A 17,254-nucleotide genomic window follows, 5' to 3' on the forward strand; every position below is an offset into this window, starting at 1 on the left:
TGTTGCTTACTTCTGCGTCAGCGCATCCAGAATGCGGGCCCAGGACCGGATGCCCTTGTGGAAGCTCTTCAGGTCATACTTTTCGTTCGGGGAGTGAATGGCGTCATCATCGTTGGCAAAGCCTGCCAGCATCGATTCCATGCCCAGGATCGACTTGAAGAAACCCGCGATCGGGATCGAGCCGCCCATGCCGCAGAACACCGCTTCGCGCTGCCATTCGTCCGAGAGTGCGGCGCGGGCGGCAGTGAATTCGGGGCGGGTGATGTCCATGACAGAGGCCCTGGAACCTTCGAGATCATTGTCCCAGACCACCTTGCAGTCGGGTTTCAGCTGCGCCGCCACATGGTTGCGGATCTTCACCCGCAGCGCGTCCGGGTCCATGTCGCCGACCAGGCGGCAGGTGATCTTGCAGTGTGCCTCTGACGGGATCACGGTCTTGGAGCCGGCGCCGTTGTAGCCGCCCCAGAGGCCGTTCACTTCCAGCGTCGGGCGGGCCCATTGCTGTTCCAGCACCGAGCGGTCCTTCTCGCCATGCGCCTGAGTGTAGCCGGCATTGTCGAGGTAGTCCTTCTCGTCGAAACCGCAGCCTTCCCACTGGCGCAGCTGGTCCCCGGGCACCTCATGCACGCCTTCATAGAAGCCGTCGACAGCAACCTTGCCGGTCTCTTCGTCATAGAAGGAGGCGACGATGCGGCTGAGCTCGCGCAGGGGATTGAGGCCGGGGCCGCCGTAGTGGCCGGAATGCAGGTCGATGCGGGGGCCGATGAGGGTGAACTCATCCTTCAGCATGCCCCGCAGCTGCGAGGAGATCGACGGCACCCCGCGCGACACCATGGAGGTGTCGCAGATCAGGGCGATGTCGGCTTTCAGCTCTTCGGCGTTGGCCTCCATGAAGGGGATAAGCGAGGGGGAGCCGCTTTCCTCTTCGCCTTCGAAGAAGAAGGTGATGCGGCAGGGCAGGGAGCCGTTGACGGCCTTCCAGGCGCGGCACGCCTCAACAAAGGTCATCAGCTGGCCCTTGTCGTCCGAAGAGCCGCGGCCGCGGATCACGGTGCCGTTCGGGGTTTCCTCCAGTTGCGGTTCAAACGGCGGCGTTTGCCACAGGTTCAGAGGGTCGACCGGCTGCACATCATAATGGCCATAAAACAGCACATGCGGCGCATCCGTGTTTTCCTCGCCGACGTGTCCGACCACCATCGGGTGGCCAGGGGTCACCCGCTTTTCCGCCTTGATACCGATGGAGTTCAGGTCGGCGACCAGCCAGTCGGCGGCCTTGTCGCATTCCGCCTTGTAGGCCGGGTCGGTGGAAACCGACTGAATCCGCAGCAGCTCCATCAGCCGTTCGGTTGCGGCGTCCAGCTCTGCGTCGATCCGGTCCAGAACATCATTCAGTGCCATCTCATGCTCTCCTGTTTTCGGGGGAAGCCCCGGGAAAGGGCCAATTTGCCGCGGACCCTAGCAGCGCGTTTGAGGAGGGGCCAGAGGCCACAGCGCCGGAGATCCCTGGCATTTTCCGCTGCTGGTGTTTCCGATCCTGCGCATTATTCGGAATTCCGGGAAACAGATACGACGCAAACGGCCAAAGGTTGGCCGCAGCTGTCCTTGCCCGGCCCCTGTTTAAGTTTTATTTGACCTGCATCAATGTTGCGCACCCTTGGCGGCGCGTATTCAGTTGATCGAAGGGACTGCCTCAGGTAACCAGTCGTGAACGTGATTGTGGCCTAATCGTCAGAAGACCCGAGCCCTTTACAAAGCCCGCGTGCTCTGCAGGAGCACAATTAGCTATGGAGATGCCGGTGGACTATACCGCGAAACTGGACGCAGCGATTGCCAGCCTTCACGAAGAGGGCCGCTACCGGACCTTCATCGACATCGAGCGCAAGAAAGGCCATTTCCCGCACGCGGTGTGGAACCGGCCTGATGGCAGCAAGCAGGACATCACCGTCTGGTGCGGCAACGATTATCTGGGCATGGGCCAGAACCCGGTGGTGCTGGATGCGATGCATGACGCCATCGACGCTACTGGCGCAGGCTCCGGCGGCACCCGCAACATCTCTGGCACCACGATCTATCACAAGCAGCTGGAGGCTGAACTGGCCGACCTGCACGGCAAGGAAGCCTCGCTTCTGTTCACCTCGGCCTATATCGCAAATGACGCGACGCTGAGCACTCTGCCCAGGCTGTTCCCGGGGCTGATCATTTATTCCGACGCGCTGAACCACGCCTCGATGATCGAGGGCGTGCGCCGCAATGGCGGTGCCAAGCGCATCTTCCGCCACAACGATGTGGCCCACCTGCGCGAGCTTCTGGAAGCCGACGATCCCAAGGCGCCCAAGCTGATTGCCTTCGAATCGGTTTATTCGATGGACGGCGACTTCGGCCCGATTGCGGAAATCTGCGACCTTGCGGATGAATTCGGCGCATTGACCTATATCGACGAGGTGCACGCGGTTGGCATGTACGGCCCCCGCGGCGGCGGCGTCACGGAGCGCGACCGCCTGGCGCACCGCATTGACATCATCAACGGCACCCTGGCCAAGGCCTATGGTGTGATGGGCGGCTATATCGCCGCTTCGGCCAAGATGTGCGACGCCATCCGCTCCTATGCGCCGGGCTTTATCTTTACCACCTCGCTGGCGCCAACAGTGGCGGCAGGGGCGGCGGCCTCGGTTGCCTATCTGAAAGGCGCTCAGGACCTGCGCGACAAGCATCAGGACCAGGCCAAGGTGCTGAAGCTGCGGCTGAAAGGGCTGGGCCTGCCGATCATCGATCACGGCAGCCATATCGTGCCGGTGATCGTTGGCAATCCGGTCCATACCAAGGTACTGTCCGACCACCTGCTGGAGGACTATGGCATCTACGTGCAGCCGATCAATTTCCCCACTGTGCCGCGCGGCACCGAGCGCCTGCGGTTCACGCCCTCGCCGGTGCACGGGCCCAAGGAGATCGACGCGCTGGTCCATGCAATGGACGCATTGTGGTCGCATTGTGCGCTGAATCGTGCCGAACTTGCCGGGTAACTTACTGATCAGTGTAAATTAACACTGAGTGTGTTACGCTGTTGCTAATCAATCAACGGATCTGAGTCGCAGATGTGATTCTTTCACCGTTTAGAAACGATGGCGGCAGGCATAGTATGGGACGGCAGGCATGATCGGGCGCTTCACCCAGCGCAAGCAAGATGAGCATGGCGGAACGTCAGAGCCGAAGGGTTTTGACGATTTCGAGCTGAAGCTTGGCGACGTGATGCGCGGCGAGCGGGCGACGATGGGCAAATCGCTGCTCGACGTCCAGCGCGAGCTGCGGATCAAGGCCTCTTATATCGCTGCCATCGAAAACTCTGATCCTTCCGCCTTTGACACGCCCGGCTTCATCGCCGGTTACGTGCGGTCTTATGCGCGCTATCTGAACATGGATGCCGAACAGGCGTTTCAGGACTTCTGCAAGGAAAGCGGCTTCTCCGTGGCCCACGGCATGTCGGCAGAGGCCTCCAGCCGCAACAAGTCCGGCAATGCGCCGGTTGTTTCATCCAAGGGTCTCGGCGGTGATGCCTTTGCCTCTCCCAATACCCCGTTCGTTCCTGCGCCCAGCAGCATCCTGAGCCGGATCGAACTGCGTGCCGTTGGCTCGCTGATGGTGCTGGCCGGCCTGATCGGCGGCATCACCTATGGCGGCTGGGCTGTCCTGAAAGAGGTGCAGCAGGTGCAGTTCGCGCCGGTGGATCAGACCCCGGCAGTGCTGGCGGATCTTGACCCGCTGAATGGCGCGGTGCTGGCCGTTGCAGAGGGTGCCCAGGATCCCGCCGCGGAAGCACTGGACCGCCTTTACCGTCCGCAGGCGCTGGATGTGCCTGTGCTGGTGGCGCGTGACGCGCCGATCTCCACTCTTGACCCCTCGGCGCTGGGAAATTTTGCCGCGCCGGATGTGCCGACGATCAGCCTGGCCGAAGCCAGCCTGCCGTTTGACGGCGCCGGGCCGCTGCAGCAGGGGGAACAGGGGCCGCAAGTGCCTCAGGTCCTGGCCGCGGTTACGCCAGGTGTCGAAATGGTTGCGGTTCGCCCCTCCTGGGTGCAGGTCACCGCGGCGGATGGCAGCGTGATCCTGGAAACCATCATGGACGCGGGCCAGCGCTTCCAGGTGCCGGCGACTGAGGATGCGCCGAAATTGCGCACCGGCGAAAGCAGCGCAATTTATTTTGCCGTCAACGGCCAGCATTTCGGCCCGGTCGGCGAACGCGGTCAGGTCACCAAGAATGTCGAGCTGTCGATGGATGCGATCACTGGCCGGTTTGAACTGGCGGATCTGCAGGACGGCAGCAACAAGGCGCTGGCGACGCTGGTCGCTCAACTGCAGACAGGCGTGCAGCAGCCTTCCGAGTAATCCCGGAACAGGAATTCTTAGCGGACGCCCGGTGCTGCCATTGCAGCGCCGGGCGTCTGCACGTATCTAATCCCCAACAGGATCCAGCCGGGACACCAGCCGTAATGTCGATCAATCACATCCGCCCGTGGCGCCATATCGAACGCCGCAAAAGCCGCCAGATCCATGTAGGCAGCGTGCCTGTCGGCGGCGATGCCCCGATTGCCGTGCAGACCATGACCAACACGCTGACCACCGATGTGGCTGCCACGGTCGCGCAGGTTCAGGCCGCGGCTGAGGCGGGCGCGGATCTGGTGCGGATCTCGGTCCCGGATGAGGCCTCCTCCAAGGCGCTGAAGGAGATCGTGCGTGAAAGCCCGGTGCCGATCGTTGCCGACATCCATTTCCACTACAAGCGCGGCATCGAGGCCGCCGAGGCCGGCGCCGCCTGCCTGCGCATCAACCCGGGCAATATCGGCGACGAAAAGCGCGTGGCTGAGGTGATCCGCGCGGCGCGCGACCACAATTGCTCAATCCGCATCGGGGTTAACGCCGGCAGTCTGGAAAAGCATCTCTTGGACAAATACGGCGAACCCTGCCCGGAGGCGATGGTGGAGAGCGGTCTCGACCATATCCGCATCCTGCAGGATCATGACTTCCACGAATTCAAGATCTCTGTGAAAGCCTCCGATGTCTTCATGACCGCCGCCGCCTATCAGCAGCTGGCGGAGGCGACCGACGCACCCATTCATCTTGGCGTGACAGAAGCAGGCGGTTTTGTCTCCGGCACCATCAAATCGGCGATTGGCCTGGGCCAGCTGCTGTGGATGGGCATTGGCGACACCCTGCGCGTCAGCTTGTCTGCCGATCCGGTGGAGGAGGTGAAGGTAGGCTTCGAGATCCTCAAATCCCTTGGCCTGCGCCACCGCGGCGTCAACATCATCTCCTGCCCCAGCTGCGCGCGGCAGGGGTTTGACGTCATCAAGACGGTGGAGACGCTGGAGGAGCGGCTGGCCCATATCCACACGCCGATGAGCCTGTCGATCATTGGTTGCGTGGTGAATGGCCCCGGCGAGGCACTTATGACGGATGTGGGCTTTACCGGCGGCGGTGCGGGCTCCGGCATGGTCTACCTGGCGGGCAAGGCCAGCCACAAGATGTCCAACGAACAGATGGTTGACCACATCGTCGAGGAGGTCGAAAAAAAGGCCGCCCAAATCGAGGCGGCCCAGGAGGCGGCGGAGTAATCCTCCAGCCGTTTCATCTTTCCAGAAATACTCCGGGGCTGCCGTTGGTGCGCCATTGGTTCAAGCCCAATGGCGGCGGGCAGAGCCCCGGTTTCACCGGGTGAGATTGCAGCTCAGCTCTGCTGCTCGCGGATTTCAGCCACCATCAGCTCCATCTGATCGGCGGGCAGGTAGCCGCGCAGGAGTTCGGTGCCCAGAACAAACGTCGGGGTGCCCGAAATCGCCATCCGCTGTGCCAGCGCCCGGGTCTGGCGCAGCTCTGCGGTCACGTCCTCGCTGTCCATCTTTGCGAAAATCGCCTCTGCATCCAGCGACAGCCCTTCGGCCAGTCGGCGCAGGGCGACCTCGTTCGGCTCGCCGCCAAACTCGATCAGGGCGTCATGCACATCCTTGTAGGCGTCATCGCCGGCCACCTGCTTGGTGGCGACAGCAAAGCGCGCCGACAGCACAGAGGCGTCGCCCAGGATCGGGAATTCCTTGATCACCAGGCGGATATTACCGTCGCTTTCCAGGAGCTTGGCCACCTCGGGCGCCGCGCGCCGGCAGTAGCCGCAGCGGTAGTCCATGAACTCAACAAGGGTGATGTCGCCTTCGGGATTGCCGCCGACCCAGGAATAGCCGTCGTTGACCAGTTCCTCCAGATTGTCAGAAACAAGCGCGTCATCGCGTACAGCTTCGGCCTGCTGCTGGCGCTGCTCCAGAAGGTCAACTGCCTCCAGGATCAGTTCCGGGTTTGCCAGGATGTAGCTGCGCACTTCCTTGCCAAAGGCCTCGCGCTCAGCCTCCGACATCGCGCTGATATCAAAAGCCTGCGCCGGGGCACCCAGCAGGGCGAAGGCAGTGGCCGCGGCAGTGGCGGTGCGGGTGAAAAGGGTCATTTCCGTCTCTTTCTCTTCTGAGCTTGTTCATAGGCCACCAGCACATCGGTTGCCCGCCGGGCGGCGGGGGATCCTGCTGGCAGCTGGGCCACGGCCCGTTTGGCGTGAATGCCGGCGTCATTCAGACGCCCTTGCAACGCATAGCGTTCGGCGGTGACCAAGGCGGCCATGCCGTTTTGTCCGGTCTTGGCATAAGCCAGCGACATGTCGCGCAGCAGCACGGTATTGCGGAAGTCGATGGCACGGGCGCGCTCCATGGATTTGAGCGCCGCCTTGGGCTGGCCAGCGGCCAGCTGGGCGCGGCCGTATCCGGTCAGGATCAGCGGATCCTTGGGGGCAAGGCTGACGGCCTTGCCATAGGCGGCAAGCGCGGCTGACCACTGGCGGTTCTCGATCAGGATCTGCCCCTTCAGCTCATGATAGAACGGGTCGGAGGGCCGGGCCGCCAGCGCGCCGTTCACCGCCTTCAGCGCCTTCTGCAGGCTGTTCTGCCGGTGATAGGCCGCGGCTTCGCGCATCAGGCGGACGTCCTTGTACTGCTCCTCGCGCACCCGGCGCAGGGTCCATTTCGGGGCGCGGGTGAAGGCAGACAGCTTGCCGCGGACGCGGGCAAACCAGTATTGCGCCTCTGCGTTGCTCTGCCCCTTGTCGCCATAAGCCGCCAGATAGGCCTGCGCGGCGCGGATACGGTCGCGGCTCAAGGGATGCGAGCGGGTATAAGGGTCCTGGGTGCCGGCGCTGAGAACTTCCTGGCCGGCAAAGGCGCGATGAAGATCAACCAGACCCTGCGGGCTGATGCCTGCCCGGTTCAGATATTCGGCGGCAGAGCGGTCGGCGCTGCTTTCCTCGGCCCTTGTATGGGCCAGGAAGCTGCGGAAGGCCGAGCTTTGCGTGCCTATGGCAATGCCGGCCGCGGCATCCCCGCCGCCAGCTGCCGCCGCCAAGGCAGCTAAGGCCAGGCCAAGCCCGGCAGCACTGTTGGCAGAGCGCAGGTTCTGCATCCGCCGGGACAGGTGCCCATTGGTTATATGGGCGGCTTCATGGGCCAGCACGGCCTGCAGCATCTCCGGCGAGGTGACCTTAAGGATCAGTCCGTAATTCACGAAAATCGTTCGGGAATCCAGAACGAAAGCGTTGAAGGAACTGTCGTTGACCAGGAGGATGCGAACCCGGTTCGCATTCAATCCTGCCGCGCGCAGCACCGGCGCCGCCAGCTTGTTCAGCCCGTGTTCGACATCCGGGTCGCGCAACAGCGAGATCGACGCAGCCTGCGCCGCTGCTGCAAATTGAACAAGCGCGCAAACCAGAAGAGCCGGGATTGACGCCAGCCGGAAGAAACGGTCAAAACTCATGCGCGCACATTGGGAGATTAGCATGCGAAACTCAACCCGGTCCGAGGTCGATCCCTTCATTGTGATGGATGTGATGGAGGCTGCCCGCAAGGCTGAGGAGGCAGGCCGCCACATCATCCACATGGAGGTTGGCCAGCCCTCGACCGGGGCGCCGGCCGGTGCGCTGAAGGCGCTGGGGAATGCGCTGGAAAACAATGCCTTGGGTTATACGGTTGCCCTGGGGCTGCCAGCCCTGCGCAAGCGGATCGCGCAGCTCTATGGGGAGTGGTACAACGTCGATCTGAACCCGGAGCGGGTGATTGTGACGCCGGGCTCCTCCGGCGCCTTTCTGCTCAGCTTCACCGCATTGTTCGACAGCGGCGACCGGGTCGGCATCGGCGCGCCGGGCTATCCCTCCTACCGGCAGATCCTGAAGGCGCTGGGGCTGGTGCCGGTGGACATTCAGACCGCGCCGGAAAACCGGCTGCAGCCGGTCGCGGCGGACCTCAAAGGGCAGGATTTGGCCGGGCTGATGGTGGCGTCGCCCGCCAACCCGACCGGCACCATGCTGGACCGCGCGGCAATGGGCGCGCTGATTGATGCAGCAAAGGGTGAAGGCGCCAGCTTCATTTCTGACGAGATCTATCACGGGCTGGAATACGAGGCGAAGGCCGTCACGGCGCTGGAGCTGACCGACGAATGCTACGTCATCAACTCCTTCTCCAAGTTCTTCTCGATGACCGGCTGGCGGGTCGGCTGGATGGTGGTGCCGGAGGATCATGTGCGTGTGGTCGAACGCATCGCCCAGAACATGTTCATCTGCGCGCCGCACGCCAGCCAAGTCGCGGCGCTGGCGGCGCTAGACTGCGAAGACGAGATGCGGGAGAATCTGGCTGTTTACGCCAAGAACCGCCAGTTGATGCTGGACGGGCTGCCCAAGGCCGGGTTTACCAAAATCGCACCGCCGGACGGGGCGTTCTATGTTTATGCCGATGTATCGGACCTGACGGATGACAGCCGCAGCTTTGCCGCTGAAATCCTTGATAACGCTGGTGTTGCGGTGACCCCGGGCCTGGACTTCGATCCGGTGCGCGGCGCCACCACGCTGCGCTTTTCCTATGCGCGCTCCACCCAGGATATCGAGGAAGGCCTGGCGCGGCTGGCACTGTTCATGGCGGGTCGCGGCTGAGCGCAAAAGGCGGATTTTCAATCCCAGCGGAATTGCCTAGTCTGCCCGCCAAAAGACCAAGAGGCGTGGCATGGGCAGACTGTTCAAACTTACTGCATTGATCTGGATGCTGGCCGCGGGCGCCTGGGCGCAGGGGTTCAGCGGCCTGGCTCGTATTCACCCGGAGACCAGCGGTGCCGTGGACACCCGCTCAGGGGGCGGGGTCACGCTGAGCCTTAGCCAGGGGGTGCCGTACCGGCTGTTTACCTTGGACAATCCGCCTAGGCTGGTCCTTGATTTCCAGGAGGTTGACTGGACCGGCCTGAAACCTGACGCGTTTCTGGAGGATGGGCAGTTCACCAACGTGCAATTTGGCACCTATGTCCCTGGCTGGTCGCGGCTGGTGCTGGAGCTGCGAGAACCAATGGCAGTGGACACTGCGGCAATGCGCATTGATCAATTTACTGCGGCGACTCGGCTGCATGTGTTGCTGAAACCGGTTTCGGCGGAAGAGTTTGCTGCCAAGGTCGGCGCTCCGACAGACCCGCGCTGGGACTTGCCCGCACCGGAAGCCATGGAGGCCAAGGCTGCGCGGGATGAGAACGCGCCGCTCTTGGTGATGCTGGACCCGGGCCATGGCGGCATTGATCCGGGTGCCGAGACCGAGATCGTCATCGAAAAGCACCTGATGCTGCAATTCGCCCGCGAGCTGGGCGAGGCGCTGGTGCGGTCCGGCCAGTTCACCGTGCAGTTGACCCGCGACGATGACTATTTTGTCTCGCTGGAGCGCCGTATCGCGCTGGCGCATCAAGCAGGGGCGGATGTGTTCATTTCGCTGCATGCGGACACGATCTCCGAGGGCCGCGCGCATGGCTCAACGGTTTATACCCTGTCCAGGGAAGCCTCGGACGCGGCCTCTGCCAAGCTGGCGGAACGTCATCTGCGCGGTGATCTTTTGTCCGGCACCGACCTCAGCCAGGCAGACGACGGCGTGACGGCTGTGATGCTGGATCTGGCCCGCCAGGAAACCCAGCCGCGCAGTGACGCGCTTGCGGCGGCGCTGATTGACGGGCTTCGGGCGCAGGGGCAGCCGATCAACAACCGGCCGCTGCGCTCAGCCGGGTTTTCGGTGCTGAAGTCGGCCGATATACCCTCGGTGCTGGTGGAGATCGGCTTTCTCTCCAGCAAGCGCGACCTTAAGAATCTGGTGGACGCCCAGTGGCGGGCCAAGGCGGCGCGCGGCATTCTGAACGGGCTGATCGCCTGGCGCATCGAAGATGACGCCCGCCGGTCACTGGTGCGGCAGTAGCACCCTGCGGCGCCTTTCGGGGCAGGGCTCCTTTTGGGGTCCCGGCTATCCGGCCTTTGCCTCTGCCTTGGCCAGCGCCCTGTCGATCCCGCGTTCGAGCGCCTGCTTGTTTGGCACCAGTATGTCATCGGCGATCTTTGCCATCAGCCCCTGCTTTTCCACTTTGGCAGCGATGCAGTCCATGAGCTGCTCTTCGGCCTTGCTCTTCTCCATGCAGGAGCTGACGATTTTCTCCAAAGCGTTCATACGATTGGTCAAAGCTTTGGAAAGGGCGCGCCCGGTGAAGAATTTATGCGCCATCCGCACCACAGTCTGGATGGCGATTTCCCCGCCCGCCTTGCGCGTCAGACCCGGGTAGCGCCCGATTATCGCCCCGATCTCTTTACCGCCCCAGCGCGCTGCCGTGCTCCACAGGTGCTTGCCGATCCAGCGGTTGGTGACCATGCGGGTGGCAAGTCTTTCACCGACCCCTTTCATGATGAACTGGCCGGCCTTAGCACCGATCCAGCCGGAAAATCCGCCCGCTATCCCGGCAAAGGCGACCCGTTTGAAGGAGCCGGCCACGCCGCCTTCCTTGACCCATTGACCTCTGAGAATCCAGCCGTTGGCGATTTCCTGAACGGCGTTCTTGCTTGCGGCGACCACAGCACCAGCGGCGGCCGGGTTCACTCCGTTGGTGACCAGGATCAGCTGCACGATGTCGGCCGAAGCGTCGCGCAGGTCCACTGAGATCTCCTCGCAGATTCTGGCGCTTTGCCCCAGTTCCTTGGACAGCGTGTTCAGATCCATCGCCACCGCGTCGAGCAGGATCTTGGTCTGTTTCATCTGCTTGAAGGAGGCCAGCAGGCTCTTCTTGTTTTTGCCATAGGTCATGTTCACCAGCCTGCTCACCGCGGCGTCGGCTTTTTTCAGCGATCTTGCCGGACGCTCGATGTCGGCATCGGGGGTCACCATCTTCACGAAAAAGGTCCAGAACCCCTTTTGCATCTCACGGTATTGGCTGCGGTAATTGTTCTGCGTGCTCATGAAAGCCATGGTCTCGACATGCAGGCGGCTTTGGATCGCTTCCATGGCGGTGCTCATGTCGTCCTCGGTGAACCAGTGGGTTTTGCCCCGCCATTTCACCTCATAGACTTTGCCTTTGGCAGGCAGCGGCCTGCCGCCCTGCGCCTTGGCGAATTTCCCGGCGACCTTGACCGGGGAGCTGTCCAGCATCTTGAAGGTCTTGGAGCCGGGTTCGACCAGGCTGGTCACCTTGGTCTTCACCACCTGCTGCTGGAACTGGCCAATGGCCAGTATTGTCGGCTGGCCCACCTTGCCGTTGGTCGGCACCCGCTTGTAGCCGACGGTGTTCGCGTGTTCGTTGAGCAGCTTCTGGACTAGAAACACGTCCTTGGGGTCGTTCACGGCTGTTTTTCCGCCGCCTACCGGGGCTCCGAGTTTGGCCATAGCAGTCTCCTCCACCGTTCGGACTGCCGGGTGAAACATGTTTCGGGCATGCGCCGCGGCCGGCAGGCGGGGGCGGGAGGCAGGTCAGGACGGCGAAGGCGTGCACACGCCTTCAGCCTGCCTGCCGCATGCGCCCAAAACCGCGGCAAGCATTGGGAGTTTGGGGCAGCCGCTGTTAGTATTGCCCGGACAGGATACATCACAGGCGGCTCAAAACCAATTCTTCGGACCGCGGGATTGAAGGCAGCGCTAATTCGCCGTTGCATGCTTTGACCCCGGCAGCCGCCGCGCCTATATAGGCGGCACCCCGCGTGAAAGGCTAACATCCGTGCTCAGGTTCATATTTTCTTTCTTCGGCTCCATCTTCAGCACCATTACCCTTGGCGTGGCAATGGTGGCGCTGACCATCGGGGCGGTGTTCTGGATCTACGGGCGCGACCTGCCGAGCCATGAATCGCTGGCACAGTACCAGCCGCCGACGATCAGCCGGATCTATTCGGGCGAGGGGCATCTGATCGACGAATTCGCCAAGGAGCGCCGGCTGTTCACGCCGTCGGCGGAAATCCCGGATCTGGTGAAACAGGCCTTCATCTCGGCCGAAGACAAGAATTTCTACAGCCACGCAGGCTATGACGCCCGCGGCATTGCCGCGGCAGCGGTTGAGGCGGTGCGCTCGCGCGGGCAGAACGTGCGCGGCGCCTCCACCATCACCCAGCAGGTGATGAAGAACTTCCTCTTGTCCGGCGACCGCCGGGCGGAGCGTAAGATCAAGGAGATCATCCTCGCCACACGGCTGGAGGAAACGCTCGACAAGGAACGCATTCTGGAACTGTACCTGAACGAGATCTTCCTCGGCCAGAACTCCTATGGCGTGACCGCCGCCGCGCAGACCTATTTCAACAAGACCCTGGGCGAGCTGGAACCGCATGAGGCGGCGACCTTGGCCTCGATGCCCAAGGCACCGTCGGATTATCACCCCGTCCGCCAGAAGGAGCGCCTGCTGGCGCGGCGCAACTATGTGCTGCGCGAGATGCGCGAGAACGGCTATATCTCCAAGGATGTCTTTGACGTGGAAGTGGCGCAGCCGCTGCGCTCGGTACAGAATGGCGATTTCGAGGGCTTCCGCACCACGCTGCCGCCGCGCGACTACTTTACCGATGAAATCCGCCGCCAGCTGACAGAGGATTTTGGCGAGGGCGAGTTCTTCACCGGCGGCTTTACGGTGCGCGCGACCATTGACCACGACATGCAGGCCGAGGCGGCGCTGGCGATGCGCGGCGGGCTGGAAAAATACGACCGCTCCCGCGGGATCTGGCGCGGCACCGGCATCAAGCTGGAAGAGGAACAGCTGAAGGACGAGGCCACCTGGCGTGCGGCGCTGGAAAACACCGAAGTGTCGCGCGACATCGTGCTCGGCGGCCGCTGGTATCCGGCGGTGGTGCTGGAGGTTGGCGGCGAGCGCCTGACCATCGGGGTGGAGCAGAGCGAGGGCACCGGGACCGTGCCGCGTTCTGACATCAAGTGGATGAAGGGCAGCTTTGCCGACAACTTTGCACGCGGCGACGTGGTGCTGGTCCGGGCCGAGAAGAAGGACGATGCCTTCAGCCACTGGTCGCTGCGGCAGGTGCCGGAGGTGCAGGGCGGCTTTGTTGCGATGGACGTGAACTCGGGCCGGGTTCTGGCGATGCAGGGCGGATTCTCCTACCAGCATTCGGTGTTCAACCGCGCGACCCAGGCGATGCGGCAGCCGGGTTCCAGCTTCAAACCCTTTGTCTATGCGGCTGCGCTGGACAGCGGCTACAGCCCGGCGACCATCGTGGTTGACGCCCCGATCGAGATCAATACGCCGCAGGGCCTGTGGCGGCCCAAGAACTCCACCAACAAGTTCTACGGTCCGACGCCCTTGCGCACCGGCATCGAGATGAGCCGGAACCTGATGACCATCCGCCTGGCGCAGGAGGTCGGGATGCCGGTGGTCGCGGGCTACGCTGAACGATTCGGCGTCTACGACAACATGGGCCCGTTCCTTGCCAACTCGCTGGGGGCAGAGGAAACCACGCTTTATAAGATGGTGGCGGCCTATGCGATGTTCGCCAACGGCGGCGAGCGGGTGCAGCCGACGCTGGTGGACCGGGTGCAGGACCGTTTCGGCAAGACTATCTACCGTCACGATGACCGTGACTGCGTCGACTGCTCCGATCCCACGCTGGCACCCGGTCAGGCGCCGCGCATTGTCACCGACCGCGAACAGGTGATGGACCCGATCACCGCCTATCAGCTGACCTCGATGATGAAGGGCGTGGTTGACCGCGGCACCGCGTCAAGCGTGATCAACCTGCCGGTGCCCACCGCGGGCAAGACCGGCACCACCAACGATTCCCGCGATGTCTGGTTTGTAGGGTTCACCTCCAACATCGTGGCCGGCTGCTATATGGGCTTTGACCAGCCTCGCCCGATGGGCCGCGGCGCCTATGGCGGCACCATGTGTGGCCCGGTGTTCCAGCAGTTCATGAAGAAGGCGACCGAGAAGTTCGGCGGCGGTCCGTTCGAAGTGCCGGAAGGCGGCCATTTCATCAAGATCGACCGCTACACCGGCGCGCGGCTGCCGGATGGTGCGTCGGGCGCTTATGTGGTGGCGGAGTATTTCCGCGACGGCGCTGAGCCGATCTTCGGCCTGACCTATGACGGCGGTTTTGCGATGGGGTCGAACCTGCCGCTGATCGAGGAAGTGCAGCAGTCCGGCCGTCAGGTGACCACCTCCAGCGGCGGCACGGCTGTGCTGGGGCCAAAGGCGACCTTTGGCACCGTCAGTTCCGGCGGGCTTTACTGATCCTGCGAGGGGCGCGGCAGCAGCAGCGCGGCCTCGTGGCGCGAGGCGCAGAGGCGGGCGGTGCGCCCGCCTTCGCCGTTGTGCCATCGCAGGTCCGGCATGATGCGGAACAGCTCTTCGCGCACCGGCTCCTCCAGCGCTGAGACCGCTTGAACCCCCGGGTGGAAGCTCTCGGAGGCGGCGCCTTCGGCATAGATGATCTCATGCTGGCCAAACAGCACATGCACATATGTGACGCTGCCGCCCGGTTCGCGCCGGATGGAGCGGTCGTTCAGCATATGGACGGCGGAGACCAGCACCTCGCTTTCGCCAAACAGCAGGCTTGCCTGGGAGCCGGAGAACAGCATCCGGTGCTGCGGTGAGACCAAGAGGTCGCGTTCCGCCCCGAACTGGCCCGCCTTGATGCGGATCGGGGCCAGGTTGCCCGTCGCCGGGACCGTTGACTGGCTGATCCAGCGCACCGGCTGCAGGCCGTTGTCGCGGGTCATCACCAGATCGCCCGTGCGCAGGGTTTCGATGCAGCGCAGGCCCGCGGAAGTGGCGATGCGGGTGCCTGCAGTAAAGCAGATGATGTTTTCGATGCCGGAGAAATGGACCGTGCTGCCGTCCAGCAAGGTGGCTGTCCCTGTCAGGCTGCCGCCGGTGTTGTCGGTGATGTTGACCGATCCCAGCACGAGCTGGCCGTTGAAATCCAGCGTGTCACCGGTGGTTTGACCTGTATCGCCGCCGGTCACATAAATGTCGTTGCTGCCGGTATCTCCAGTGTCTTCCACCGTGAAGTAGTCGTCGCCATCGCCGCCCGTGGCGGTATCGCCTTCGCCGATGATCAGGCTGTCATCACCGGACCCGCCGTCCAGCGAGTCCGCCCCGGCATTGCCGCGCAGGGTATCGCTGCCTCCCCCTCCGAGCAGCGTGTCATTGCCGCTGCCGCCGGTGAAGACATTGTTGCCGCCCAAGCCCTGGACCCAGATGTCCGAGGTGCCGATGGACGCATCCAGCGTGTCATCGCCGGAATGCAAGTAATAGCGTTCAAACTCCGAAAAGGTGACGGTATCGGCACCGACCGTAAAGGTGCCGGCTTCGTCGCTGGTGAAGGTGATGTTGATGCTGGAGCCGTCGCCGTAAAGCTCCAGCATGTCCCCCAGTGTTTCATCGGTTTCGCCGCCGACCAGCGTTTCGCCGTCGGGGTTGGACCAGACCGCAACCCAATCGTCGCCGCCTTCGCCATAGAAGGTGTCATTGCCTTCATCGGTATCATAAAGGTCATCCCCGTCGCCGCCGTAGACCAGATCGTCGCCGGTTCCAGCCCACAGCGTATCATCGCCGGTGCCGCCATAAAGCGTGTCATTGCCGCTTTGACCGGAGATGGTGTCATTGCCGCCCTGGCCGTAGATGAGGTCGTTCCCGGTTCCGCCGTCGATGCTGTCATTACCGTCCGCGGGTACCTCCGCCGGCACCGTGAAGGTGATGTCGGTGACCATGTAGTCGGAACCGTCGGTGCCATCGGTCTGAAGATTGGCGGACAGCACCAGCTGGTCGAAATCGCCGTAGCCGCTGATGTTGATTGTTCCGGTGCCGGAACCGGCGACGTCCTCCGTAAAATCCCCCTCGGCAATCAGGACGCCGTCCTTGTAGATGGCCCAGTGGCCCTCTTCGCCGAAGGAATCGGTATAGAGGTGCTTGAAGGAAAAACTGACATCGTCAGTGTCCTGATCGAAGTCGACGATGATCTCTTCGGATATTCCCGAAGCCTTGTCGTAGCCGACCTGCGCATCCACCGAACTGTCGGAATCGGAGATCGCGCCGGCGACACCAAAGCCGCCGTCGTAATAGTCGATATTGGCGGCGCTTGCGGTGCCCGACAAATCCCGGGCGGTGACGGTGAAGCCGCTGCTGGTGTCGGTGACGTTGGCGTTTGTGATGCTTTGATCGGAGTCCGTCAGGCCCGCTTCGCTGCTGCTGTCGCCATAGATCGTGTCATCGCCGCTGCCGCCTGCCAGGCTGTCGCCGCCGCTGCCGCCGAACACCATGTCGTTGTCGGCGCCCGCGTTGACCGTGTCGTCGCCTGCACCGGCCTCCACCGTGTCCTGGTTGCCGGACGCGCCGCCGCCGCTGCCGTTGTCGATCTGGTCGCCGTCGGCGTCGGTATAGCTGCTGTCGATGTTGTCGGCGCCGCTGGTGCCCTCCACCGGACCGTCACTGTCTGTATAGGCTGGCGGGCTGTCGGCGGTTGCTGAACTGAAAGTGTCGGGCGGCCCAAAATCCGGCACAAAGTAGACGTTGCCGTCGGTGGCCAGATAGTAGACGCCCGGTTCCACCTCGTTGGTGTATGGGGTGCCGCCGTGCGAGCCGGTCCAGCTCCAGTTGCCCGCGCCCAGGTTCTGGTCGGTGGTAAAGGAGGAATAGGTAGACGTGATCGTATCGCCGTGATCAAGCGATCCGTCTCCAAGCTGGACAAGATATCCGCTGGGCATAGTCCCAATTCCCCAAATACACGGCAGCGCAGGCTGCCCGCGCGTTTCAGTTGTCAGGTTTTGGCAGGCCGCGTTAATTCCGCGTATTTCCCGGATCAGATAGCGCACAGCATTTAAGGTGCATTTTCTGTATCACCCGGCGCCCGCCGGGCAATGCTGGCCGCTTGCCCGCGGCGCAAGGGTGGTTTATCACGCAGGCCTGATCTCAG

At 63.0% G+C, this 17,254-nt stretch carries 11 protein-coding genes; 6 read left to right on the forward strand and 5 right to left on the reverse strand.

Annotated elements, in window-relative coordinates; all coding sequences use genetic code 11:
* Positions 1-6: 6 nt before the first annotated feature.
* A complete protein-coding gene (locus K3725_RS06420) occupies positions 7-1,398 on the reverse strand; it encodes a M20/M25/M40 family metallo-hydrolase (RefSeq protein WP_260017986.1) in 1,392 nt (463 codons plus the stop codon).
* 386 nt (positions 1,399-1,784) lie between these two features.
* On the opposite strand from K3725_RS06420, the gene hemA reads away from it, so the two are divergent.
* From hemA to ispG, 3 genes are all read left to right on the forward strand, one after another.
* Positions 1,785-3,020 carry a 5-aminolevulinate synthase gene (hemA, locus tag K3725_RS06425; protein ID WP_260017987.1) on the forward strand — a complete coding sequence of 412 codons (1,236 nt, stop codon included), beginning with the start codon at positions 1,785-1,787 and terminating at the stop codon, positions 3,018-3,020.
* Between the two features lie 130 nt (positions 3,021-3,150).
* Positions 3,151-4,380, forward strand: coding sequence for a helix-turn-helix domain-containing protein (locus tag K3725_RS06430; RefSeq protein WP_260017988.1), 1,230 nt, complete (start codon positions 3,151-3,153; stop codon positions 4,378-4,380).
* A 104-nt stretch (positions 4,381-4,484) separates the two neighbouring features.
* Positions 4,485-5,606, forward strand: a complete 1,122-nt coding sequence (gene ispG, locus K3725_RS06435; RefSeq protein WP_260017989.1) for a flavodoxin-dependent (E)-4-hydroxy-3-methylbut-2-enyl-diphosphate synthase — start codon at positions 4,485-4,487, stop codon at positions 5,604-5,606.
* Positions 5,607-5,719: 113 nt separating this feature from the next.
* Here the strand turns inward: ispG and K3725_RS06440 are convergent, their stop codons facing one another.
* A complete protein-coding gene (locus tag K3725_RS06440) occupies positions 5,720-6,484 on the reverse strand; it encodes a DsbA family protein (RefSeq protein WP_260017990.1) in 765 nt (254 codons plus the stop codon).
* A complete protein-coding gene (locus K3725_RS06445; RefSeq protein WP_260017991.1) occupies positions 6,481-7,860 on the reverse strand; it encodes a M48 family metalloprotease in 1,380 nt (459 codons plus the stop codon). The genes K3725_RS06440 and K3725_RS06445 overlap by 4 nt, the downstream gene beginning before the upstream one ends.
* On the opposite strand from K3725_RS06445, the gene K3725_RS06450 reads away from it, so the two are divergent.
* Both K3725_RS06450 and K3725_RS06455 read left to right on the forward strand, forming a co-directional pair.
* Positions 7,859-9,004, forward strand: a complete 1,146-nt coding sequence (locus K3725_RS06450) for a pyridoxal phosphate-dependent aminotransferase (protein WP_260017992.1) — start codon at positions 7,859-7,861, stop codon at positions 9,002-9,004. The genes K3725_RS06445 and K3725_RS06450 overlap by 2 nt on opposite strands.
* Before the next feature lie 70 nt (positions 9,005-9,074).
* A complete protein-coding gene (locus tag K3725_RS06455) occupies positions 9,075-10,292 on the forward strand; it encodes an N-acetylmuramoyl-L-alanine amidase (RefSeq protein WP_260017993.1) in 1,218 nt (405 codons plus the stop codon).
* A 45-nt stretch (positions 10,293-10,337) separates the two neighbouring features.
* Here the strand turns inward: K3725_RS06455 and K3725_RS06460 are convergent, their stop codons facing one another.
* A complete protein-coding gene (locus K3725_RS06460; RefSeq protein WP_260017994.1) occupies positions 10,338-11,741 on the reverse strand; it encodes a hypothetical protein in 1,404 nt (467 codons plus the stop codon).
* Between the two features lie 328 nt (positions 11,742-12,069).
* Between K3725_RS06460 and K3725_RS06465 the strand changes: the two genes are divergently transcribed.
* Positions 12,070-14,571 carry a penicillin-binding protein 1A gene (locus tag K3725_RS06465; protein ID WP_260017995.1) on the forward strand — a complete coding sequence of 834 codons (2,502 nt, stop codon included), beginning with the start codon at positions 12,070-12,072 and terminating at the stop codon, positions 14,569-14,571.
* On the opposite strand, the gene K3725_RS06470 is transcribed toward K3725_RS06465, so the two are convergent.
* Positions 14,565-17,045, reverse strand: coding sequence for a Hint domain-containing protein (locus K3725_RS06470; protein ID WP_260017996.1), 2,481 nt, complete (start codon positions 17,043-17,045; stop codon positions 14,565-14,567). The genes K3725_RS06465 and K3725_RS06470 overlap by 7 nt on opposite strands.
* Positions 17,046-17,254 lie beyond the last annotated feature (209 nt).

The organism is Leisingera sp. S132, from assembly GCF_025144465.1.
Classification (GTDB): domain Bacteria; phylum Pseudomonadota; class Alphaproteobacteria; order Rhodobacterales; family Rhodobacteraceae; genus Leisingera.